This window comes from Ferruginibacter sp. HRS2-29, assembly GCF_024343615.1.
Classification (GTDB): domain Bacteria; phylum Bacteroidota; class Bacteroidia; order Chitinophagales; family Chitinophagaceae; genus Ferruginibacter.
Window position 1 is genome coordinate 1 of the sequence record NZ_RJUB01000129.1, and the last position, 24,174, is coordinate 24,174.

Below are 24,174 nucleotides of genomic sequence, written 5' to 3' on the forward strand. Positions count from 1 at the left end.
GCGATGGAAATGCTGCGTACAAAATTATACGATGAAGAAGTACGCAAGGCGGAAGAAGCCATCTCTCATTTGCGTAAAAGCCTTGTAAGCACCGGCGACAGAAGCGCCAAGATACGCACCTACAATTTTCCGCAGGGAAGGGTAACCGATCACCGCATCGGGCTTACCGTCTACAACCTGGATAGTGTACTCAATGGCGAGGTAGGGGAATTTATTGATGCGCTGCAGTTTGCAGAAAACGCCGAAAAACTTACGACGCAAGCTTAATTACGAATTACGAATTACGAATTACGAATTACGAATTACGAATTACGAATTACGAATTACGAATTACGAATTACGAATTACGAATTGAAGTTCGCACGATCAGAATGCTGGCTTTGAATGCAAGTCGCCCCATTCGTAATTCGTAATTAAACATTCGTAATTGACTACTGTTGTTGCTGCATCATCATCATCTCCATATGCCGCTGATAAGAATTCAATCCTGGCTCTTCCGGTGTGGCTACTACCGGCTGCGGTTTCAGCACCGTATTCATTTCCTGGGTAACTCTTCCATCTTCATATGCTACCGATACGCCCACTTCCAGCGTTTGCCTGGCCGTGCCTTTGTAGGTACCCCTCACCGGTGAACAATCGGTAAAATTGCGGCCGATGGCGAGGCGTACGTGAAGGTCTGTCACCACACAATTATTAGTAGGGTCGAAGCCGAGCCAGCCATAAAACGGGATGTAAGCTTCTACCCATGCATGTGTAGCTCCTTCGCCCCGCATTCCGGCATCCCGCGGACAAACATACCCGCTTACATAACGTGCAGGAATGTTGAGGATCCGTAACATTACAAGCAGCATGTGGGCAAAATCCTGGCAAACACCGGCTTTCAGTTTCCATATTTCTTCCAGCGTGGTTTCCACACTGGTGACGCCCTGTATGTATTTAAAATTGGTATACACATATTCGGTGAGTTGTTGCGCAGCAAGGTATACGGATACTACCTGGTAAAAGCCGCTGTCGGCCACTGCTTTCACTTCATCCAGCGCAGCGAAATGCTCCTGTTTTAAAAAATCGATGAAAGCGCCGTCGCAACGTAATGCCTGTAAAGCCTGCCATTGTATATCGGGTGCGGCGCTGTCTTCGGGAAAAGGCCGCTGCCTGGTAACGACTTCCACTTTTGATTCGATGCGCAACTCCTGATGCGGAGCGATGTTCATGAACGATCCGGCACGATTGCCATAATAATCCTTATAGACATCCACGTTGGGATTACCCGATATATTCAATTGCTGGGAAACGAGCTCCTGCAATTCATCCTTAACAGGAAAAAGCAGAATGTGGTTGGCGCTGTCGGTCACAGGTTCTTCGTAAGTGTATTTTGTAACGTGCTGAATGATAAAACGAGGCATAATGTTTTAAAGGAAATGATGTTGGTTATGCAAAATAATTTTTGTTCAAAGTATTACCGATCTCTACCAGCCCGGCGCGGGTTTCATAAAGATACTGATGCAGGCCTTCGTGCATGATGGAATTGGAAGTCGAGAATTTCACCCGGCTTTTCAGTTTGCCGATCACGAAATTAAGCTGATCGTAGGCATCATTGCTGCGATCGGAACGCAGTCGCTCAAAATAACGGTGTAGCTGGCTGATGGAATAGATGACCGAACGCGGAAAGTCTTCTCCCAGTACGATCTGCTCCACCACGTTTTTCGCTTCAAATCCACCGCGGTAAGTACGCAGGTACAGTTCGTAACCGGAGATCGACAAGAGCATATATTTCCAATAGGTGGTATCAGATGGCTCATCGATATCGCGGGCATTCAGCACGCTGAATTTTACATCCAGAATGTCGGTGGATTGTATACCACGCTCCAGGAACTTCCCGATATTGATGAACGAATTCCCTTCGCCGCGTGCCATGGTAACATCCGTTGTGCCCACATACAGTAAACCCTGCCTGATCAAAATATCCAGGATGGTAACGGGGTCTTCCTTTTGCAGCAGCGGCACCAGTTTTTCATCCCGCATGGTATGATAAAAATCGTTGAGGCATTGCCACATTTCCTTGGTGATATGATCCTGCACGCTGCGGGCATTTTCACGCGCCTGCGTCACAATATTCAATACCGAATTAGGATTTTCCTTATCGGTCACCATGTATTGCAGCACCCCGCGGGTATTATTTTCCAGTACGTCTATCTTGTCATCTTCCAGGTAGGTAAATATCTTCAGCACCGGCCGCCAGCTGAATTCCTGCACATCATCCTGCGAAGAGGCATAATTTATTTTCAGCATACGCAGGATACCATCGGCCCGTTCGATATAACGGCTCATCCAGAAAAGACTATCGGCAACACGACTCAACATTCGTTTAGAGTTTAGAGATTAGGGTTTAGGGTTTAGTAGGTACCTGCCTGCGGCGCGTACCGGTTTAGTGGTTTAGAGCGTTTAGTGATTGCCCTGAACTAATATACACTCCAACCGAAAACATTCTTAATTTTTAATTCTTAATTCTTAATTATCCAAGCACCCACGTATCCTTACTTCCCCCGCCCTGCGACGAATTTACCACAAGTGATCCTTCGCGGAGCGCCACCCTGGTGAGGCCGCCCGGGACGATCTCGATACCATCGGGACCGCAAAGTGCGTAAGGCCTGAGATCCACCCTCCGGGGTTGTAATATCCCATTCATATAACAGGGAGACGACGACAGGCTGATGATCGGCTGTGCAATGAATTCACGGGGGTTCTGCAATACCTCGATCTTATATTTTATGATCTCCTCTTCCGTGGCAGCGCTTCCCATCAGCATTCCATAACCACCACTTTCATTGGTCTTTTTGATCACCATTTTTTCAATGTTATTGAAGACATACTCCCTTTCTTCCGGCCTGTCGAGGTGGTAGGTGGGCACATTTTTCAGGATGGGCTCTTCATTGAGGTAATAGCGTATCATCGCCGGCACAAATGTGTAAATAGCTTTGTCATCCGCCACCCCATTGCCCAGTGCATTTACAATAGCCACATTGCCTTTGCGGTAAGCGCTCATGATGCCGGCCACTCCCAGCATGCTGCCCGGATTGAATACCAACGGATCAAGGAACTCATCATCCACCCGGCGGTAGATCACATCCACCTGTTGCAGACCATTCGTGGTTTTCATATAGACTTTATGATTATCAACCACAAGGTCGCTGCCCTGTACCAGTTCCACCCCCATGAGCCTGGCCAGCGTAGTATGTTCAAAATAGGCGGAATTGTAGATACCCGGCGTCAGCAGCACGATGGTAGGATTTTTCACCTGCCTCGGCGAAAGGGATACCAGGTTGCGGTATAAGATGCTGGGGTATTCCGTCACGCTACGCACATTGCTGTTCGGCAGCAGGTCGGGGAAGATACGTTTGGTGATCTCCCTGTTTTCCAGCATATAACTTACACCGCTCGGGGTACGCAGGTTATCTTCCAGGATGTAGAAAGTACCATCGCTGTCGCGTATAAGGTCGATGCCCGAAATGTGTACATATATATCGTACGGTACAGCAAAATTGTACATCTCCCGGAGGTAATGCGGACAACTGTAGATCATTTCCGTGGGGATGATGCCGTCTTTGAGGATAAACTGGTTGCTGTAAATATCTTTCAGGAAAAGGTTGAGTGCTTTTAGGCGCTGTTTGATGCCTTTTTCGATATAATCCCATTCCGAAGCGGTGATGATACGGGGAATGATGTCGAATGGAAAGATCTTTTCGATGCCCTCGCCACTGCTATACACGGTAAAGGTGATGCCCTGGCTCATGAAAAGCTTTTTGGCGAGTTCCTCCTTTTTGTTGAGTTCTTCCACAGATAACTGCTGCATGAACTCTACCGCTTTTTTGTACTGTTCCCGTACAGCGGAATCCTTGTACATCTCATCCCAGGTATTTACATCCACTAAGTAGGAGCGCAACAGTTCACTTGTTTGCATATGCTGTCTGTTTTGGAAGTGAATGGCAGGAACCGAAGTGATGTTAACACAATATAATATATTTTTTTACACGAATTGTGGCGAATTGCACGGATTCCACGAATAGGCGGAATAAACCCCGGAGGTTTTGAAAACCTCCGGGGTTTGCTGATCTCTAATTGCTCTCTAATCCCGCTTCATTTCTTTTGGAATTTCTTAACACATGACACAAGTCTTTTGGCATAGCGTTTGAAATATACCTAACATCAAACATTAAAATTCAAATTTTCTCATAAGCAGTTAGTTTTGGTAAACGGCCCCTGTTTCTACAGGGGCCTTTCTTTTGCCTGTACCTCAATAGCCGGTACACAAAATGGGGAAATACTTCGCCGAAAAAAATTCCACACCACGTTAATCTTCTGTTATTAGAATTAATGATATATTAGTAGTAGCGATTCTTTACTGACTTTTGCCCACTATTTACATATTTCATGGAACACCCTCCACAGATATTCCAGACCAGCAGCAGCACAAGATGGAAAAGTTTTAAATGGACCAGCAGGATCATCCTGGTAGTAGCCATTTTTTTTATAGCGGTAGCCGTTTTGGCAGTCATAAATGCCCGAAACCCGGATCTGCCGGTCATGGATGCCCGGGCAAAAGCTTACCAGGACAAACTCGACCCCACTAAAAATTTCACCTTTGCTTCCCGGCTCAATAAAAAATATAAAGGCTTTAAAGATTACCTGGAAAAGAAGTTACAGGAAGATTCGCTGAAGAACCTTCGGTCGGATGCTGTTAAAACAACCGCCATACGCTCAGCATTTTATACTCCCTGGGATAAAAACGCCCTGCCGGATCTCATCAAAAATGCCGACAAGCTCAACACGATCTTTCCCGAATGGTTTTTCATAGATACCACTACCTATCAGCTGCAGACAAGGATAGATACGGCAGGCCTTTCTGCCATGAAAAACGCCCACCTGAGCATACAGCCCATCCTCAATAATTTCCATACAAATACGATGGATCCTTCGCAAGGGTATTTCGACAGCAAACTGCTGCACGTGATATTGACCGATGCTGAAAAAAGGACCCGGCTGATACGGCAGATTGCAGACACCCTGGCATTTTATCAACTCCAGGGTATCAATGTGGATTTTGAAAACCTCAATGAGCCTGCCAACGAACCGCTTACCCGCTTTCAAAAGGAACTGTACGAAACACTGCATCCGAAAGGCCTGCTGGTGAGCATGGATGTGCAGGCGATGAACGAGGATTACGATTTCAAAAGCCTGTCGCAATACAACGACCATGTAATACTGATGGCTTACGACCAGTACAGTGATGCCACCGGCCCGGGGCCTATCAGCGCCCAGAAATGGATTGAGCAGCAGCTGGACTGGATGGACGACAGGATCGATGCCTCGAAGATCATCCTTGGCGTGGCGGGTTATGGCCGCGACTGGGCTGTTGAAAAAAACGGGAAAAGCGCGACCACCACAGTTACGGATCTTACCTATGCGCAGATCATCAGCCAGGCAAAGATCATCAATGCTTCTATCAGCTTTGATAACGATACTTACAACCTTCATTACGATTATACACAACCCGAAACCGACAGCGCCGGCGAAACCATTCATCATATCTGGTTTACCGATGCGGCCACCACTTTCAATATTTTACGCTTCAGCGATGATTATGCCACGGCGGGCACGGCACTCTGGCGGCTCGGCGGAGAAGATCCGCGTATCTGGAATTTTTATGGCAGGCAACTGAGCATGTCGGCCCTGCAAAAAACCCCGTTCGATTTCAACTTACTACAGGTGGTACCCATCGATTTCGGAACCAAACCAACTTCTTCCGGCGAGGGTGAATTGCTGCGTATACTCTATTCGCCGCAGGCGGGAAAAATAAAACTGGAAGTGGATCAATCGGATATGCTCATTGCCGAACAGCAGTACGTGCAGCTTCCTTCGGGATATGTGTATGAAAAATTTGCAGAAGATAAAACAGAGATCGGCAGCCCCGGCCATAAGATCGTGCTTACGTTTGACGATGGCCCCGATGAAATTTATACGCCCAAAATATTAGCCATTTTAGAAAAGGAAAAAGTACCGGCAACTTTTTTCGTCATCGGGCTGAATGCCGAAAGAAATGTACCGCTGCTGCAAAGGCTTTACCGCGATGGTTATGAGATCGGAAACCATACTTTTACGCATGGCAACATCGCCAAGATGAGCCCCGAGCGTGCCGAGCTGGAAATGAAGACCACCCGCTCGCTGATAGAATGCGTGACAGGCCATTCCACCATCCTCTTCAGGGCACCTTACAACGCGGATAGTGAGCCGCAGACCTATGAGGAGATAGAACCTATCGCCCGGAGCAAAAAGGACAATTATATTTCTGTTGGTGAAAGTATTGATCCCAACGATTGGGATCCGCACATGAACGCCGACAGCATTTACAACCGCACTATCCGTTTTGCGGAGCAAAACAACGCCAGCATCATCCTGCTTCATGATGCCGGTGGAAATACGCGCCAGCCTACTGTGGACGCATTGCCCCGCATCATCGCTTATTTCAAAAGCCGGGGATGCAAATTCACCACTGTAGCCGACCTGATGGGTAAAACCAAAGACGATGTGATGCCGCCCGTGCCGCAAACCTGGAAGAACAAAGCCAATTGGTTTGTGGTAGAAGCTACGTATTGGGGCACCAACATTTTATTCTCATTGTTCATCATTGGTATCCTGCTATCGGTGGGCCGCATGGCATTGATGGGCCTGTTTGCTTCCATACAGGTAAGGAGGGAGAAAAAAGCGGCGGCATTGCTGGCAGGCAAAACAGTCGTTTACCCTACACCGTTAGTATCGGTGATCGTTCCGGCCTACAACGAAGAGGTAAATGCGGTGCGCACGGTGGAAAGCCTCCTGCAGCAAAATTACCCTGCGCTGCAGGTGATCTTTGTAGACGATGGCAGTAAAGACAACACGTTTGTTAATGTGCAGCAGGCATTTGAAGGCCATCCCCGTGTACAGGTGCATACAAAACCTAATGGCGGCAAGGCTTCGGCACTTAACTACGGCATCAACATCGCCGGCAGCGAATACGTGGTTTGTATAGATGCGGATACGCAGTTGAAAAACGATGCGGTAACCGAGCTGATGAAAAAATTTGATTTTGATAATACGGAAGAAGAAGTGGGCGCTGTGGCCGGCAACGTAAAAGTGGGCAACGAGATCAATATGATCACCCGCTGGCAAAGCATCGAATACATCACCTCGCAAAATTTTGATCGCCGTGCGTTCGACCTGCTGGATTGCATTACGGTGGTTCCGGGCGCCATCGGCGCGTTTAAGAAAACAGCGATCATAAAAGCCGGTGGATTTACCACCGATACGCTTGCGGAAGATTGCGACCTTACCATGCGCCTGCACCGGATAGGCTATAAAGTGCGTAATTGCAACACGGCCATTTCTTACACCGAAGCGCCGGAAACCATGAAACAGTTCATGAAACAACGCTTTCGCTGGAGCTTTGGCGTGATGCAGAGTTTCTGGAAACACCGTGATGCCACTTTCAATCCGAAATACAAAAATTTCGGGATGGTGGCTATGCCGAACATACTGGTATTCCAGATGATATTGCCGTTCCTGGCGCCGCTGGCTGATATTATCCTGGTGCTGAGCCTGCTGGCGGCGGGTTTTGGCATTATTCCGGCCAGCATCGGGCATATCATTTTGTATTACCTCATTTTTACACTGGTAGATGTGGCCGGCGCCGCACTGGCTTTCGCGTTTGAAAAAGAAGATTATAGAAAACTGGTATGGCTGATCCCGCAACGACTGATCTACCGTCAGCTGATGTATTATATTTTAATAAAATCATTCAACAAAGCGATCAAAGGGGAGCTGCAGGGATGGGGTGCGCTTAAACGGACGGGGAATGTAAAACAGCTATGAGATGCCAGATGTTAGTTGTCAGCGGTTTATTCTGACCGGCTTACGTTTTATCACAAGATCACAAGGGATGGAAGTTTTTAAAGTATCGGCCGGGAATATACTCCTGACAAATCACATCTGACATCTCACAACTCTTCCGACATCTGACATCTAACAACTTCTCGTATATAGAAATACTTTTACCTTTACCAATATAAAAATTTAGCGAAGTGGCAAGCACAGAAACCGGAAGAAAGAATTTTCTAAAAAAAATAGGAGGCAAAAAGGCGACGGAACAATCGCCGGACGAAATGAGCTTTATCGATCACCTGGAAGCACTGCGCTGGCATATTGCCCGGGCGGTATTGGCCTGGTTAGTAGCAGTAATATTAGTGTTCATCAAGATAGACTGGGTTTTTGACAACATCATCATGGCTCCGGCGAATCCCAATTTCGTTACCTACAGCGGCCTTTGCAATCTCGGGCATTCCCTGCACCTTGGAGATGCCTTTTGTATGCCCCCGGTAAAAATTTCATTTCTTGTTAATACAGTAAGCGGTTCGTTCATGTCGGCCATTTCGATTGCTATGACGGGAGGGCTTATCGTAGCTTTTCCTTATCTGTTCTGGGAATTGTGGCGGTTCATCAAACCCGCGTTATCTCCCAAAGAAGTAAAATACAGCCGCGGCAGTATTTTTTGGGTATCGCTTTGTTTTATCATAGGAGGTGCTTTCGGTTACTACCTGCTGGCGCCGTTCACGTTCAACTTTTTGGGGAATTTCACATTGGGTACCCAGAAAATGTATGAATACAAACCTACACTCGACGATTACATCGATACCATCAACAATATCATCCTCGGTTGCGGTATCGCCTTCGAGTTGCCGATACTGGCTTTTGTGCTGGCAAAGATTGGCCTCATCAGCGCTAAATTTTTACGTACCTACCGTAAATATGCCTTTGTGATCATCCTCATTGTGGCGGCTATCATCACCCCATCGCCCGATTGGACAAGCCAGGCACTGGTATCGCTGCCATTGTTGCTGCTGTACGAAATAAGCGTATGGATCGTACGCAGGGTGGATAAACAAAAGGTGCAGGCGGAGAAGGAATGGAGTTAATCAATTACGAATTATAAATTAAGAATTAAGAATTTCTATAGGAGGCTTCTTGCTATTGCAGGAAGCCTTTTTATTTGTACCCAATCAAAATGATGTAACAAGTCTATGCATTCGTAATTCGTAATTTGTAATTCGTAATTTTGCCTCATCAATAACTAATTTTTTAATACCATGTATGTTTTCAATAGTAATAAACCCATCGCCATCGGCTGCGACCACGCCGGTTTTGACTGCAAAGAAACCCTCATCTCCCTGCTGGAAGGTGAAGGCCGTCTTTTTAAAGATTATGGCACGTTCAGCAAGGATTCGGTAGACTACCCGGATTTTGCACACCCTGTGGCCAATGCGGTAGAAAGTGGCGAAGCGGCGTTCGGTATCTTACTTTGCGGCAGCGCAAACGGTGTGGCCATTACCGCCAATAAACACCAGGGCATCCGTGCCGGCCTTTGCTGGGAAGTGGAAATAGCGGAACTGGTACGCAAACACAACAATGCAAATGTATTGTGCATTCCTGCACGCTTTGTAAGCGATGAAGATGCGGAAAAGATCCTCGATACGTTTATGAATACGGAATTTGAAGGAGGAAGGCATGCGGATCGTGTAGATAAGATCGGCTGTTGAGATCGAAACGAAAGGGGATCGCAGATTTCAAAGGGATGGAGGGGATTACACAGATTATTTTCTGCAGGCAGAAAATTAAAATGCAGTTTGTAAATACTTGAATTGGTTGCAATATTCCAATATTTACAAACTGCATTTTTGTTTTTCACGAAGTGAAAAGTAATCTGTGTAATCCGCTCCATCCCTCTGAAATCTGTGATCTGATTATCCGCATCGATCTCCGCCCAAATTCTTACTCCTGTTTCAGCAGATCGTATTCGTAATACCCCACCCCATTTTTATCCGCCCATATCTTAAGATGGGTTCCATCGAATGAGTAGCTGTATTTTCCCGTAAGGACCAGGTTCCAGTCGAAATTGCCCGTCCAGTAGTTCGTTTCGTTGAAGGTGATACTATCCTGCACCAGGCTGATGCTGCAGGTGCCCGAGCCGCCCCCCGGTACCCCGCCGGGGTTGAAAGTAGAGCTGTAGCGGTTACCCGCTGAAAAAGTAACGGTCACCGGGCCGGTTTGAGTTTGAGAAGGATACACCACTTTGAACATTCCGGTGTATGTGCCCGGGATAATGAGCGCCCGGGAACCGTCTTTTTTGCAGCCGGCAAATACCAGTAACAGCGAAAGAAGGAACAGGACGGAATAAAATAATTTCATGATGATAAATTTAGGGGAGCCGACGCAGGCTTATCTACTTATTACGTTCCGTTCCCGATAAACGTTGGGTAGTTTTTCAATTTCTGCTTGCGAATGTAAAATAATTTCACAGCCGGCGGGTTATACCCAATTTACTTCATCACTTCCGGGGATATTACCACAAGGTCATATTTATAAAGAATACTGTATGCATCGTCGGATATGGTCTTATCGTGATCATACCGCAACCTCATTGCCCTCAGATCTACTACCATCCATTTTTCTTTGTCGTAAAGTTTCAAAAATTCTTTCGGGTATTCGCTGTCCTCATTATCAAGGTCGTCGATTACCTTCCCTTTTTCCGTATAAAACCGGTTGACGAAATATACATTTACAAAACCGGTTTTGTTGCGTTGCGAAAGCTCATATGCCGCATTACCGATATCGTATAGATTTGTCATCAGGTTCAACCCTTTTGCGAGATGGTTGGCCCCTAACTTGAAAAATACCTTTTCGTTTTTAGTAGTGGTTTTATCATAATAGTTATAAAAATTCTTTTTCATCAGCGTTGCCCTCATCTGGTTATCTGATTCATAATAAATAGTCCTTGATATTTTTATATCTTCCAGAGCATCCTTCAACCTGGGCTGTATCGTAGCATTTTTCAAACTATCGATCAGTCTCACTTTAGGCATCCACCAGCGTGCGAGCAAACTGTCATATACAGCTTTGTAGGCTTTCTTCACTTTCGGCGATTGGGCATCGTAAGCTTTTGTGATGCAATAAGGAAAAGCCATTTGAAACTCCTGATCGATCCCCCATATCTTATACTTATTTTTTGCAGCTATACTCAGCATCTGTGCATCCTCGGTCGTTTTAAAAAACGGAAAAGTACCATAGTCGGGATGATCTTTTGATATGGCTTTGAGTGAATCGATCGGATTTTTAGAAGCAGCGATGCCTGTGAGTTCGGATGCCACAAAGGGGCTCACTTCTACACACCAGTTACGAAACCCATATTTTGAAGCCGATCCCAATGCGTACGCCGACAACTGCGATATGGCCGGTGAATTATGATATTCTCCCCAGGCTACAAACTGGTTATCTGCAAACTGTTTTTCCAGGATATCCCAGCCTTTGCCGGTTGGTTTTTGTCCATCAAATACAAATGAAGTTGTGTTCTCCATTACTTTCTTATTGAATTTCGCAGAGTCGGGGATGTTATTGGCAGTTTGTGCAAAGGATACACTGCTGTAAAGAATTGCTGTCGCAATAATTAATTTCTTCATGTTGCATTAAAAGTTGAAAAAGGGTTTTGTAAAAAGGGCTTGTACTGCAATATTAAGAAGGATTTTTTACTGGATGAAGAAAATCAATGTTCTATCAGGGATTTAAACTTTTGTGGATCGGCCAGGTGTTTTTTGGAACGAAGTAATGCGCACAAGTAAGGTATTTTAATAAAGCCACTTTTATCGTTAGTAATTTTTCCAAATATTATTACACCATCAACAAATTACAAAGCGGCATGGCAAAAACCCGCCATCAAATCACACCATTCAAATAAATATCCCGCAAGGTTTGCCATATTTCCAGTTAATTCGTGTAAAAAATATTCCTGCATGAAAAAAATATTATTACTCGCTTACCTCTTCATTGCGGCCAATAGCGCTTTCGCTCAAACGGATGCGGCTAAATACGCCGATGTGATCACTACCGATGGACTTAAAAACCGCCTCACCATCATCGCCAGCGATGAAATGCAGGGTCGCGAAACCGGTACCGAAGGCCAGCGCAGAGCAGCCGCCTACATCGAAAGCCAGTTTAAAGCGATGGGCCTGCAGCAACCGAAAGGACTGAAGGGTTACCAGCAACTTTATCCATTGTACCAGGACAGCCTGCTCAGCTCCGAACTGAAAGTGAAAGATATCGTTGCAGAATATGGCAAGGATTTCATCTCGCCGCTGAATGCCAATGAGAATGGCTCGTTCAAAGGCAGCAACCTCGTTTTTGTAGGATATGGTATAGATGATGCCGCGTACAGCGATTACAACAAGGTGAATGTAAAGGGCAAGATCGTGGTCTTCTTTTACGGCGAGCCGAAAAAAGAAGGCAAATATTTCCTCAACACTACCGGCAACGGGCGGGCTTCCGAATGGACTTTTCCGGGAACGGCCAAAAAGCTGGCAGCGGCTGCCGCAAAGGGCGCCGTGGGTGCATTGGTCATCAACCAGGCCGCTGAAACTTTTTCGCCCCGCATGATCGATATGGCAAAAAAGACCAGCGTTTATTATCCCGGAGAAAAGAAAGAAAAAACGATAAATTTCGCTTTATTGTCGCATGCGTTTGCAAAAAACATTCTTCCCGATTTCGATACACTGCTCAGGCAGGTGAAAGCGGGCGAAGCTTTTGCGGCAGTTCCACAGGCCAATAAAATATCTGTAAACTACCGTATAAAAAAATACCGCAATGTGATCAACGCCAGCAATGTGTTGGGTGTGATAGAAGGTACGGATAAAAAAGATGAATATGTTTTCCTTACGGGGCATTACGATCACCTGGGCATGCGTGATGGAAAAATATATTACGGCGCCGATGACGATGGAAGTGGCACCGTTGCTGTAATGCAGATGGCGGCAGCGTTTGCCAAAGCCAAAGCGGACGGCAAAGGGCCAAGGCGCACGATCGTATTCATGACGGTTAGCGGCGAAGAAAAAGGATTATGGGGCAGCGAATATTACAGCGAGCACCCGGTATACCCCCTTTCCAAAACAAGCGTTGACCTCAACACCGATATGGTAGGCCGCATAGATACCGAACGTAAAAAAGACGACACCATGAATTATGTGTACGTTGTGGGCCACGATAAACTGAGCAGCGACCTGCCCATCATCAACGAAAAAGTAAACAGCCAATATACCCATCTTGTACTGGATTATAAATTTGATGACCCCAATGATCCGCACCGCATTTATTTCCGCAGCGATCATTACAACTTCGCCCGCAAAGGCGTACCGGTATTATTCTTTTACGACGGGATGCTGAAAGCCGATTATCACAAACCAACCGATACCATCGACAAGATAGAGTGGCCGCTTTATGAAAAAAGAGTGAAGATGATCTTTCACACCGCATGGGATATCGCCAACAGGGATGAAATGCTGAAGAGAGATATTCCGCTGCCTGAGGGCGCAAGGTAATTCAACCACAGAGAACCGGAGAGCACAGAGAATACACAGAGGATCGCCTGCGGCGATATAAAACGGAACGCAGATTGTTATGATAATTAAGATCAATCATGATCATAATAAAGATCTGCGTTTTACAATAACAAGCTCTGTGTTTCTATGTGCTCTTCGGTTCTCTATGGTTCAAAAAATGTAAATTTGCCCTGGACCAAATCACCCGAAATGACAATCTTGGTAATAATAACCCTTTGCGTGCTGGTGCTGCTGGCCTATCTCTTCGACATCAGCTCGTCGGTTACAAAAATACCTTCGGTGATCTTGCTGCTGTTGCTGGGCTGGATCGTAAAACAAAGCGCTTCACAGTTTGATATCATCATTCCCAATCTTACGAATGCCCTGCCCATACTGGGCACCATCGGGCTCATTCTCATTGTACTGGAAGGTTCGCTGGAGCTTGAACTTAACAAGTCGAAGATACCACTGGTGAAAAAATCTTTTGTGGTAGCGTTGGTACCTATGCTGGTATTGTCTTTTCTCGGCGCATTCGCTTTTCAGCAGTTCATGGGTTACGAATTCCGGATGTCGATGGCCAACATGGTTCCACTGGCCGTTATCAGCAGCTCGATAGCGATACCGAGCGCAAAAAATCTCTCTTCGTACAACAGGCAGTTTGTCACTTACGAAAGCAGCCTCTCGGATATACTCGGCGTGATCCTTTTTAATTTTGTAGCGCTTACCACGGTATTCAACATCGTCTCCATTGGTTTGTTTTTGTTGCAGATCATCATCATCATCGTCGTATCTTTTCTAGCTACTATCGCATTATCTTTCCTGCTGGGCCGTATCGAACACGAAATAAAATTTGTACCCATCATCCTGCTGGTGATACTTATTTATGAAGTATCAAAAGTTTTTCATCTGCCTTCATTGGTATTCATTCTTGTATTCGGCCTTTTCCTTGGCAACCTCGATGAAATGAAACATATGCGCTGGATACAAAAATTAAAACCTGTTTCGCTGGACACAGAAGTGCATAAATTCCTCGATTTTATCAGGGAGATTACTTTCCTGATAAAAGCCTTGTTCTTTCTGCTCTTCGGATTTCTCATCAACACATCCGATCTGCTCAACACGCATAGCCTGGCCTGGTCGTCAGGTATTACTGTCGTGATATTTTTGGTAAGGGCCGTACAATTGAAGCTTTCCGGCTTGCCGGTAAAACCGCTGGTATTTGTGGCCCCACGGGGATTGATCAATATATTATTGTTCCTCTCGCTGCCCGTATCACTTAGTATCCCGCTGGTAGATAATTCGCTGGTGATACAGGTGATGATACTTACTGCACTGGTGATGATGATTGGCCTGATGATTACTTCGGAAAGCAAACAGCCAGACGATATGGAGGATCTGGAAATAAGAGGAATACAGCAGAAAATGCACGAGGCCTGAACCACGGCATTACAACTTTATCGCCGAAGGCGATAAAGAAAAGGCAACCCGGATCATTATGATTCTTAGATAAAATAAAGCATAAATATCATCCCCATCTTAATAATCCGGGATTGCATCTTTTATTCGCCGCAGGCGACTGCTGTGCCGCTGTGGTAATTTATTTTACGACCCACACATTATCCTTCGGATTGGAATCCGGCGTATGCGCACTTCCCAGTACGATTTTTTCAATGGCCTTTGTAGCTTTAAAAGGTATCGTCACCGATTTTGCCCCTTTCTCCCATACCGCTATTGTACGGTGAATGGCCTGTTGCGTTCCGTCTTTATAAAATATGGTAAGGTCTATCGGCAATGGCTTCACTCCCTGAGCTTCTACCACCACTTGTTTGTTTGCGCCGCTGCCGTTGAATTTTGTAATGGCCATATCGGGAACACCATCCTCATAAAACCAGCGCTTCCAGAACCAGTTGAGATTGCGGCCGCTGCCTGCATTCATGCTGTTGAAAAAGTCCTGCGGAACAGGATGTTTGCCATTCCAGTTGCGGATGTACGTGTGTAATGCTTTGTAAAAAAGGTCTTCCCCCAGTAAATCTTTCACATACAAATAACCCATCGCCGGTTTCGGATAGCTATTCAGGAACATGCTCGTACCATATTCCTGCGTGGTAAGCGTGGTAATAGGAAGGTCAATTTCGGTACCTGCGGAACGGGCGTAAGGCGCCACGCCATACAGGTCTACGATGGACGAATCGATCATAGGGGAGATAAGCCATTCGCCGAGCGTAGCCCAGCCTTCATCCATCCAACCGTATTTGGTTTCGTTGATACCCATGTAAAAAGGAAACATGGTATGGAATATTTCGTGGTCTGTCAGCTCGATACTTTCCGCCCGGTCTTCCACCGGATTATCATTCACCATCATCGGGTATTCCATCTGGTCGAGCCCATCAAATACTGTTTCGTGGTTGTAAGGGAAAGGCCATTTTGGAAAACGATAACTCATCGCGTCCACCGTTTTGCGGGCATCGCTTACCACATGAAAATAATCTTTATGCTGCGGGTTAAAAACCGCGTCCACCCTGGTTCTCCGGCCGGTAGATTTATCTACCACCAGGCTCGAGCTTTGCCAGAGATAATGATCGCTTAATGCAAATACCGCATCCGTTACATTTTTAGATTCAAAGATCCAGGTATTGTTTCCGGTTGTATTTTTTGTAATGCCGCCTGCAGCCAGGTCAGCGCTGTCGATAATATCTACGTATCCGTCTTTTGTTTCGGCTTCGCGGATGCGTTGCTGATATTTTGGAGAAAAAATATCGCTGCTGTTGGTATGGTCGCCTGTTGCCCACACAATGTATTTCGCCGGTACGGTAATAGCCGTTTTGAAATCACAGAAATCGTTGTAAAACTCCTGGGTACCGAGATAAGGATTGCGGTTCCAGCCATCGATATCATCGTACACCGCTATCCGCGGAAAATAGTACGCGATAAAATATGATCCGCTGTCTACCTCACCGGTACGCATATGCGAAGTTTTGTTGAGTATATACTCAAAGCTGATATCGAACGGGATCTCACCCCCGGGCGCTAAAGGTTTTATTTTAACCGACATGTTGGTGCCGGATGTCCGGTAGCTCAGTGATTGTGCGCCAGACGAAATAGTTTTGACAGTTACGCCATCACCCGCATCTTCGGGCTGTATCGGCTGCAACCTTGGCGAGCCTTTTTTATAAAGGTTGGGGTAAAGTTTGAAAAGGATCTCTTTCAATGTATCACTACTGTTGTTTTTGTACCGGATAGTTTCAGAGCCCGCAAGCAACCTGGTTGCGGGGTCAAAATTCACGTTGATATCATATGTGGCGGTATTTTGCCAATAATTTTTCCCGGGCTTTCCGTCTTTGCTGCGGGTTCCGGTCTCAAAGGCATTGGCAATGTTGGCCGGCACCGGCAATTGTTGTGCAAGCAGGTTATCTGCCGCAAATAAACAACACAACAAAAAGATCTTATTCATTCTCATAAAATAACTTTAACTGGTAGTGGGATTTTATTATATTTTATTGCGCCCCGCAATGTCCTGTTTTGTTTTGCAGCGGTCGATATCATCGCCATACATTTTTATCTTATCATCGTTGAGCGATGACAGGATCGCTTTTTCATACGACTGGATGGCTTCCGTAAAATTCATCTTCAACTCTTCCATGATACCTTTTTTGGCATGTATCCACGATTTTTCAAGCGTAGGAATAGTGAGGCATTTTTCGAGGTGCGTTACCAGGTCGTCGTAGCGTTCGAGGTCAGTAAGAAAAGTAGCGTAATGAAAATATGGATGAGGGTACATCGGCGAACATTTCATGGCGGTAAGGAAATGTTTTTCCGCCCGGTCGTAATCATCAAACTGTGTCTTCAGCAACCAGCCCATCGAATTGTGCGCAGGTGCGTGCATGGGATCTTCGTAAAGTATGGATTCGCATTTTTTAAAGGCTTCACCGTAAAGGTTGTTTTTTATATCAGATTCGGATTCCAGGTATAATTCGTCTATGTTCATATAATTCAAGTTAATGATTATGTATTTATCCGTGTGTTAAAAGAATATTTAAAATTTTCACCCTTTCTTCTTAAATTACTTTTAAAAAATGGAAACTAACCAGCAAGACCCCCAACCACCGCAGGATCTTATCGCCGACTACCACGCCGATATCCGCCAGATCGAAATTGAAGGCTATGAATTAGGTGTAAAGAAAGCCAGGAACGCATTGTTTTGGGCGGGCGGATTATTTTTTGCCGGAGAAATGATCGCCATGTACAGAAGTTTACAAGAGTTCAACTGGATAGTTTTTGTGATCGCCCTGGTAGAAGCCGGCCTTTTCATCGCCCTGGGTTTGTACACCCGAAAAAAACCTTACACTGCTATCGTCCTCGGACTGATCTTATTCATCGGGCTGATCCTGCTGGGTGCGGTATTTTCCTTCATAGAAGGCGGCACTGAAAATATACTCCGTGCTATATTTGGCGGCATTCTCGTGAAAATACTGATACTTTTGGCACTGATACGGCCATTGAAAGAAGCGAAAGAATTGCAGACCATCAAAGGAGAAGAAAAGAAAATATAAAAGCCATTTGGAATGCTGTTGGTGATAACACCAACAGCGGCAAGACAAAGCCTTTGCTGGTGATAACACCAGCAAAGGCTTAAAACACCAACCACGGCAGCTAAACGTTATCAAAAAAAGACGCAATTGAAACTGCGTCTTTTTTTTAATTCTTAATTCTTAATTGACTTTACCATCCCAGTATCCACGCGAAGATCAGCGGAGCCACAATGGTAGCATCACTTTCTACAATGAACTTCGGTGTATGGATATCCAGTTTACCCCAGGTGATCTTTTCGTTGGGAACAGCACCTGAGTATGACCCGTAAGAAGTGGTGGAATCGGATATCTGGCAGAAATAGCTCCAGAAAGGAACATCATGCCATTCCAGATCCTGGTACATCATCGGCACTACGCAGATGGGAAAATCGCCTGCTATACCACCACCGATCTGGAAGAAGCCTACGCCTTTACCGGATGAATTGTTGCGGTACCAATCGGCCAGCCATACCATGTATTCGATACCGCTTTTCATGGTGGTAGCTTTCATTTCATTTTTGATCACATAAGACGCGAAGATGTTGCCCATGGTGCTGTCTTCCCAGCCCGGCACTACGATCGGGATGTTCTTTTGCGCCGCAGCCAGCATCCAGCTGTTCTTTGGGTCGATCTCGTAATATTGCTCCAGCACACCGCTCAGCAACATTTTGTACATAAACTCGTGCGGAAAATAACGTTCGCCATTCTGATCAGCTTCGTTCCATATCTTATGGATATGCTGCTGCAGCCTGCGGAAAGCTTCTTCTTCAGGTATGCAGGTATCGGTAACACGGTTGTAATGGTTCTCAAGCAGGTCCCATTCTTCCTGCGGACTCAGATCGCGGTAGTTGGGAACGCGTTTGTAATGGCTGTGCGCCACCAGGTTCATGATATCCTCTTCCAGGTTGGCACCGGTACAGCTGATGATGGCCACTTTATCCTGGCGGATCATTTCTGCAAGGCTAAGCCCGAGCTCGGCAGTGCTCATGGCGCCGGCCAGCGTTATCATCATTTTCCCCCCTTCGTTGAGGTGAGTTACATATCCTTTGGCTGCATCCATCAAAGCGGCAGCGTTGAAATGGCGATAGTGGTGTTCTATGAAATTAGAAACTGGTCCTTGTGTCATGATGTCGATTTTAGAGTTGCAAAAATAAGCAGCATAAATAAGAAATAAGAAAGATAAAATAAGAAATGAGGAAGTTGGCATCTCAACGTGCTGCAGGTTCTTATTCCTTATCTTTCTTATTCCTTCTCTTATCTTTCTTATTTACTTTTGCGGAAAGCTTTCATTATGAAATTATTAATCCCTTTGTTTCTTTTCTTGTATTCTGCCAATTCCTTTGCGCAGCAAACTAAATTTACCGGGACCTGGGAAGGAAAGATAAATGTGGGAATATCACTCAGGCTGGTCTTTGAGTTCAACGAGGATAAAAAAGGAGTCCTCTCGGGTATATTAAGAAGTCCCGACCAATCGCCGAAACCGCTGCCGGCAGATACTACCTACACCCGTGGCGACAGTATTTTTGTTGCCGCAAAAATGTTCAATATTTCTTTCAGCGGGAAACTCACCAACGACACTACCATCAACGGAACATTTGTGCAAGGCGGCCCCATTCCGCTGGTGCTTACAAAAGTGCCGGTTTTTGTGGCAACAAAAAGGCCGCAAACACCGGCCGCTCCGTTTAATTACAATACCCGGGAAGTGGAATATTACAATTCCGACAGATCGGTAAAGTTTTCCGGAACACTCACCTCACCTGCCATAGAGCCGGGAACAAATTATATCAAACCACCCAATTACCCAACCATATTACTCATCACCGGAAGCGGGCCGCAAAACCGCGATGAAGAAATGTTCCTGCACAAACCTTTTGCAGTGATAGCGGACTACCTCACCAGGAAAGGGTTTGCCGTGTTGAGGGTGGATGATCGTGGTGTAGGAAAAACCAGCGGAAATTTCCAGGGTGCTACCAGTGCCGATTTTGCGAAGGATGTAGAAGCGGGTATAGATTTTTTAAAAACACAGGGAGAGGTGGACAGCACCAGGATCGGGCTGCTGGGGCATAGCGAAGGCGGAATGATAGCACCCATCGTGGCTTCGCGTAGAAAAGATGTAAAGTTCATCGTACTGCTGGCAGGGCCGGGCGTACCGATCACAACACTGATGTCTGAACAATTTTATGCCGTAAGCAAAAGCAATGGTGGTGATGAAACGATCAGCAAACTGGGCTCCAGGTTATTCGAACAGGCGGTAATGGCGGTGCATAGCAGCAAAGACACGAATGTGATGCGCAAAAAAATTGTTGAGCTGCTGGCGAAAGATTATTCATTCAATAAAAAGTTATACGATTCGCTGGAACTTAACACTGATGCCCTTCGGAACGCCTACGCTTCAGGGCGGATCAAAAGCATGCTGGAGTCCTGGTACTATTATTTTTCCGGCTTTGATCCCACCCCTTACCTCACAAAATTATCCTGTGATGTGCTGGCGCTGAATGGCGAAAAAGATGTGCAGGTTTTGCCCAGATCAAATCTGGAAGGAATAAAAGCCGCTTTGAAAAAAAGCAAATCAAAAAATTATGAAGTGAAAGAAATTCCGGGACTTAACCATTTGTTCCAGACCTGCAAAAAATGTTCTCCGCAGGAATATGGCGAACTGGAAGAAACATTTTCGCCCGTAGCGCTGGAAATCATGGGAGAATGGCTGAAAAGCCAGGGAGGGCTTTAAACGGCAAACCCCGGAGGTTTTGAAAACCTCCGGGGTTTTATAGCACAACGACGCCGGCCTTGTGGAGCCGGCGTCGTTTCATTTTGCACTGATCCTCGCTGTTACTATTTTTTGATCTTGTTCCTCACTGTAAAATTCCCTTCCGAATCACAGGCAAGGTCAAGGCGTTGTTTGTCGCTGTCTGCCGTAAAGAAATAACTGGTTTGCCCTTCATACAAAACCGAAGTCACTTTTTCGCTGATCTTGTAGCCGGCATATTTCCTGGCGATGGCGGCGCTTACATTGGCCGGTAAATTACTGGCAAGGATCACTTCCGAAGTTCCGGCAAGCTCCCCCTTTTCGTCATAAGCAGCCCCAACTGTTTTGTTATCAAGGGTAAATTCGGCAAAATAAAAATTGGAATTCTTCGTCCAGGTTACATTTTCGGCTTTGGCAAAATCCTTTTCAAAAGCAGATTTTACGAAACCGGATACTTTTTCGGGGCCGAAAGCGAAAGAAGAAGCGGCAAATAAAACGAGTGCTGTGAAGATGATGGTTACTTTTTTCATGACTATACTTTTTTAATTTTTTTTGAATGGCTGTCAGCTTTCTGCTGCTCAGCCGATGGCATGACAAATGTAGATCAGCCTGTATTTTATAATGATGAACGATGGTCAAACGGGCGCCGTTTTGATACCAATTATGTTGAACGGAGAACGAATTTTATAAAATACGATTTTGTTCGTAGATGAGTTATACTTAAAACTATGGGGAGGGTTTTATTTCTTAAAAAAAATATAAAGAATGAGATGGGAATGTTAAAAAGTAGCGATGGCAAGGGCGAATGGATAATGGATAATGTTTTAATAGATAATAGATTAAATTCGGGGAAACTTTCTTACTTCTGTACATTCTATCAGTATCAATTATCCATTATTCAATTATAGCATTATCCATTATCATGAATTATCTCGCCCACGCATATCTTTCCTTTAACAACCCCGGCATCCTTACGGGTAATATGATCAGTGATTTTGTAAAAGGGAAAAAACAATTCGATTATCCGGCCATCATACAGGCTGGCATCCGGCTTCACAGGGCCATCGATGAATATACAGATTCGCACGATGCTACCAGGGAGCTGAAAGAATTCTTCAGGGCCGATTACCGCTTATATTCCGGCGCTTTTGCCGATGTGGTATACGATCATTTTCTTGCGCTGGATAAACAGCAGTTCGCTTCCGATAAGGCGCTCATGGATTTTTCGCAGCAGTGTTATGCGCAACTCGAAAACAACAGCGGATGGCTCGGAGACAGGTTCGGGATGATGTTCCCCTACATGAAAACGCAGAACTGGCTGTACAATTACCAGTTCGACTGGGCCATTGGAAAAAGCCTGGAAGGGGTACGCCGGCGCAGCGCTTATATTGAAGAAACCGCCATAGCCTACGATATATTCCTGCGGCATAAGCCCGCCATGAGTCTCTGCTACGATGCGTTTTTCCCCGATGTTAAAAAATTTGCGGCAGCAAGGTTGGAGCAATTATTGAAGTGATGTTTCTTTTATCTTTGAACAAAAAAATTATGAAGAAAGTTTTCCTGGCAGTTTCTTTAAGCTTCGCATTTTGTGTAACCGCCTTTTCACAGGCCGTTGTACCCGCGGTAGATAAATCTCCGCTGGACATCAGTTATTACCCTAACAATTACACGTTGCTGAAGATCCAGGATAAACTGACCGAGCCGTTGATGGCAAGGGTGATCTATAGCAGGCCGCAGAAGAACAACCGGGCCATTTTTGGCGACCTGATAGAATTCGGTAAAGTGTGGAGACTGGGCGCCAATGAAGCGACCGAGATCGATTTTTTCAGGAATGTGATCATTGGCGGGAAAACGGTCAGTAAAGGAACCTATGTCATCTATTGTATCCCGGAGCCGGATAAATGGACGATCGTGCTCAATTCCAATCTTTACACCTGGGGATTGCATACAGATACCAGCAAAGATGTAATGCGGACGGAAGTACCTGTGCAGCGCCAATCGCCGGCACTGGAAGATTTTACCATGGTATTCATGGATGAACCAGGAGGCGCAGGACTCCTGATGGCCTGGGATAATGTGAAAACGGTGTTGCCCATCAACTTTTCGAAAAAGTCAATAGCGAATAGTCAATAGGTAAAGCCCGATACTGCAAAAGAGTATTGAAAAGGCTCCATTATTGTGAACCATTGACTATTCACTATTAACTATTGACTCTGAACTTAGAACCTTCAACTTTTTTAACCAATGTGTGGAATAGCGGGAATAATAACGCGGGACGAATCAATGATCAGCAGGCCGTTGCTGAGTGCCATGGCTGATGCCTTGTCGCACCGCGGTCCCGACGGGGAAGGTTTCTGGACCAACCGCTCCAATCATGTCGGTTTTGCACATCGCAGGCTGGCTATCATCGACCTCACTGACAACGGGCATCAGCCGATGCACTACCTGCAACGTTACACCATCGTGTACAACGGTGAAATTTACAATTACATCGAATTAAAGAACGAACTGCAGAAAGCAGGCTACATTTTTACCTCCGAAAGCGATACTGAAGTGATACTGGCCGCCTACGATTTTTATGATGAGCGTTGCCTGCAGCATTTCGATGGCATGTTTGCCTTCGCTATCTGGGATGAAAAAAGACAGACCTTGTTTTGCGCACGTGACCGCTTTGGCGAAAAACCTTTTTATTATTATCAAAACCAGGAGATATTCGCCTTTGCCAGCGAAATGAAAGGGTTGTGGGCGATCGGGATTGATAAAACCATCGAGCATAAATTAATGCTTAACTATCTTTCACTGGGGCATGTGCAAAACCCTTCCAATAAATCACAGACTTTTTACAAAGATATTTTCTCCTTGCCCCCTTCACATTTTGCGGTGCTGAATTTCGCGGAAATGGATTTTCGGATACATTCTTACTGGACGATCGACAAACAATACCGCCAGCAGGTAAAGAAGCCGGATGCATTGGGCATTTTTGAAAGCCTGTTCTCACTTTCCATTCACCGCCGGTTGAGAAGCGATGTACCAGTGGGCTCCAGCCTTAGCGGCGGGCTCGACAGCTCAACGATCGCCTATTTTGTAAACAAGGCTTTGGGCAAAAGGCATGCGGGTGACTTCACCACATTTTCCGCAGTTTTCCCCGGGTTTGAAAAGGATGAGGCACAACATATACAGAAGGTTACGGACATGCTGCGCCTGAAAAATTTCACCGTTACGCCAACTGCGGAAGAACTGGTCAATGATTTTGAAAAGCTTTGCTACCACCAGGAAGAGCCATTTACGTCTTCGAGTATTTTTGCGCAATATAAAGTTTACGGGCTGGCGCAATCACATGGCGTAAGGGTATTGCTGGATGGACAGGGTGCAGATGAAACGCTGGCCGGTTACCACAAATATATCCACTGGT

Annotated in this window: 20 protein-coding genes; 11 read left to right on the plus strand and 9 right to left on the minus strand. The window is 45.7% G+C overall.

Going from position 1 to position 24,174, the window contains the following annotated elements; all coding sequences use genetic code 11:
• A partial coding sequence (locus EGI32_RS14290) for a peptide chain release factor-like protein (protein WP_303626655.1) occupies nt 1–267 on the plus strand: 267 nt, incomplete at its 5' end.
• Between the two features lie 164 nt (nt 268–431).
• Here EGI32_RS14290 and EGI32_RS14295 read toward each other — a convergent pair.
• The 3 genes from EGI32_RS14295 to EGI32_RS14305 form a co-directional block, all read right to left on the minus strand.
• A complete protein-coding gene (locus EGI32_RS14295; protein ID WP_255156046.1) occupies nt 432–1,403 on the minus strand; it encodes a transglutaminase family protein in 972 nt (323 codons plus the stop codon).
• Between the two features lie 25 nt (nt 1,404–1,428).
• On the minus strand, nt 1,429–2,361 hold the full coding sequence (locus EGI32_RS14300; protein WP_255156047.1) for an alpha-E domain-containing protein: 933 nt from the start codon (nt 2,359–2,361) through the stop codon (nt 1,429–1,431).
• 151 nt (nt 2,362–2,512) lie between these two features.
• Nucleotides 2,513–3,958, minus strand: a complete 1,446-nt coding sequence (locus EGI32_RS14305) for a circularly permuted type 2 ATP-grasp protein (protein ID WP_255156048.1) — start codon at nt 3,956–3,958, stop codon at nt 2,513–2,515.
• A gap of 470 nt (nt 3,959–4,428) precedes the next feature.
• On the opposite strand from EGI32_RS14305, the gene EGI32_RS14310 reads away from it, so the two are divergent.
• The 3 genes from EGI32_RS14310 to rpiB all read left to right on the plus strand — a co-directional run bounded on the left by EGI32_RS14310 (nt 4,429) and on the right by rpiB (nt 9,623).
• Nucleotides 4,429–7,902, plus strand: coding sequence for a glycosyltransferase (locus tag EGI32_RS14310; protein WP_255156049.1), 3,474 nt, complete (start codon nt 4,429–4,431; stop codon nt 7,900–7,902).
• A gap of 209 nt (nt 7,903–8,111) precedes the next feature.
• Nucleotides 8,112–9,002: a twin-arginine translocase subunit TatC gene (gene tatC, locus EGI32_RS14315; RefSeq protein ID WP_255156050.1), complete on the plus strand. Its 891-nt coding sequence runs from the start codon at nt 8,112–8,114 to the stop codon at nt 9,000–9,002.
• A gap of 171 nt (nt 9,003–9,173) precedes the next feature.
• The gene (gene rpiB, locus EGI32_RS14320; RefSeq protein WP_255156051.1) at nt 9,174–9,623 is read left to right on the plus strand and encodes a ribose 5-phosphate isomerase B; all 450 of its coding nucleotides are present in this window, start codon (nt 9,174–9,176) and stop codon (nt 9,621–9,623) included.
• A 232-nt stretch (nt 9,624–9,855) separates the two neighbouring features.
• On the opposite strand, the gene EGI32_RS14325 is transcribed toward rpiB, so the two are convergent.
• Nucleotides 9,856–10,272, minus strand: a complete 417-nt coding sequence (locus EGI32_RS14325) for a hypothetical protein (protein WP_255156052.1) — start codon at nt 10,270–10,272, stop codon at nt 9,856–9,858.
• 131 nt (nt 10,273–10,403) lie between these two features.
• Nucleotides 10,404–11,540: a hypothetical protein gene (locus EGI32_RS14330; RefSeq protein WP_255156053.1), complete on the minus strand. Its 1,137-nt coding sequence runs from the start codon at nt 11,538–11,540 to the stop codon at nt 10,404–10,406.
• A gap of 330 nt (nt 11,541–11,870) precedes the next feature.
• Here EGI32_RS14330 and EGI32_RS14335 point away from each other — a divergent pair, with 330 nt between their 5' ends.
• A complete protein-coding gene (locus tag EGI32_RS14335) occupies nt 11,871–13,448 on the plus strand; it encodes a M28 family peptidase (RefSeq protein ID WP_255156054.1) in 1,578 nt (525 codons plus the stop codon).
• 210 nt (nt 13,449–13,658) lie between these two features.
• Nucleotides 13,659–14,885 (plus strand): cation:proton antiporter, encoded by a 1,227-nt coding sequence (locus EGI32_RS14340; protein WP_255156055.1) that lies wholly within the window; start codon nt 13,659–13,661, stop codon nt 14,883–14,885.
• A 160-nt stretch (nt 14,886–15,045) separates the two neighbouring features.
• Here the strand turns inward: EGI32_RS14340 and EGI32_RS14345 are convergent, their stop codons facing one another.
• On the minus strand, nt 15,046–16,899 hold the full coding sequence (locus EGI32_RS14345; RefSeq protein WP_255156056.1) for a M1 family metallopeptidase: 1,854 nt from the start codon (nt 16,897–16,899) through the stop codon (nt 15,046–15,048).
• A 36-nt stretch (nt 16,900–16,935) separates the two neighbouring features.
• On the minus strand, nt 16,936–17,433 hold the full coding sequence (locus tag EGI32_RS14350; protein WP_255156057.1) for a hypothetical protein: 498 nt from the start codon (nt 17,431–17,433) through the stop codon (nt 16,936–16,938).
• An 88-nt stretch (nt 17,434–17,521) separates the two neighbouring features.
• Between EGI32_RS14350 and EGI32_RS14355 the strand changes: the two genes are divergently transcribed.
• Nucleotides 17,522–17,998 (plus strand): hypothetical protein, encoded by a 477-nt coding sequence (locus tag EGI32_RS14355; RefSeq protein WP_255156058.1) that lies wholly within the window; start codon nt 17,522–17,524, stop codon nt 17,996–17,998.
• Nucleotides 17,999–18,167: 169 nt separating this feature from the next.
• Here EGI32_RS14355 and EGI32_RS14360 read toward each other — a convergent pair whose 3' ends face one another.
• Nucleotides 18,168–19,142 carry a deoxyhypusine synthase family protein gene (locus EGI32_RS14360; protein ID WP_255156059.1) on the minus strand — a complete coding sequence of 325 codons (975 nt, stop codon included), beginning with the start codon at nt 19,140–19,142 and terminating at the stop codon, nt 18,168–18,170.
• A gap of 165 nt (nt 19,143–19,307) precedes the next feature.
• On the opposite strand from EGI32_RS14360, the gene EGI32_RS14365 reads away from it, so the two are divergent.
• Nucleotides 19,308–20,744 (plus strand): S9 family peptidase, encoded by a 1,437-nt coding sequence (locus EGI32_RS14365; protein ID WP_255156060.1) that lies wholly within the window; start codon nt 19,308–19,310, stop codon nt 20,742–20,744.
• A gap of 104 nt (nt 20,745–20,848) precedes the next feature.
• Here the strand turns inward: EGI32_RS14365 and EGI32_RS14370 are convergent, their stop codons facing one another.
• Nucleotides 20,849–21,292 carry a hypothetical protein gene (locus EGI32_RS14370; protein ID WP_255156061.1) on the minus strand — a complete coding sequence of 148 codons (444 nt, stop codon included), beginning with the start codon at nt 21,290–21,292 and terminating at the stop codon, nt 20,849–20,851.
• 392 nt (nt 21,293–21,684) lie between these two features.
• On the opposite strand from EGI32_RS14370, the gene EGI32_RS14375 reads away from it, so the two are divergent.
• The 3 genes from EGI32_RS14375 to asnB all read left to right on the plus strand — a co-directional run.
• Nucleotides 21,685–22,278 carry an ACP phosphodiesterase gene (locus EGI32_RS14375; RefSeq protein WP_255155401.1) on the plus strand — a complete coding sequence of 198 codons (594 nt, stop codon included), beginning with the start codon at nt 21,685–21,687 and terminating at the stop codon, nt 22,276–22,278.
• A gap of 29 nt (nt 22,279–22,307) precedes the next feature.
• Nucleotides 22,308–22,895, plus strand: a complete 588-nt coding sequence (locus tag EGI32_RS14380) for a DUF2911 domain-containing protein (protein WP_255156062.1) — start codon at nt 22,308–22,310, stop codon at nt 22,893–22,895.
• A 150-nt stretch (nt 22,896–23,045) separates the two neighbouring features.
• On the plus strand, nt 23,046–24,174 hold a 1,129-nt coding region (asnB, locus tag EGI32_RS14385; protein ID WP_255155442.1), incomplete at its 3' end, for an asparagine synthase (glutamine-hydrolyzing).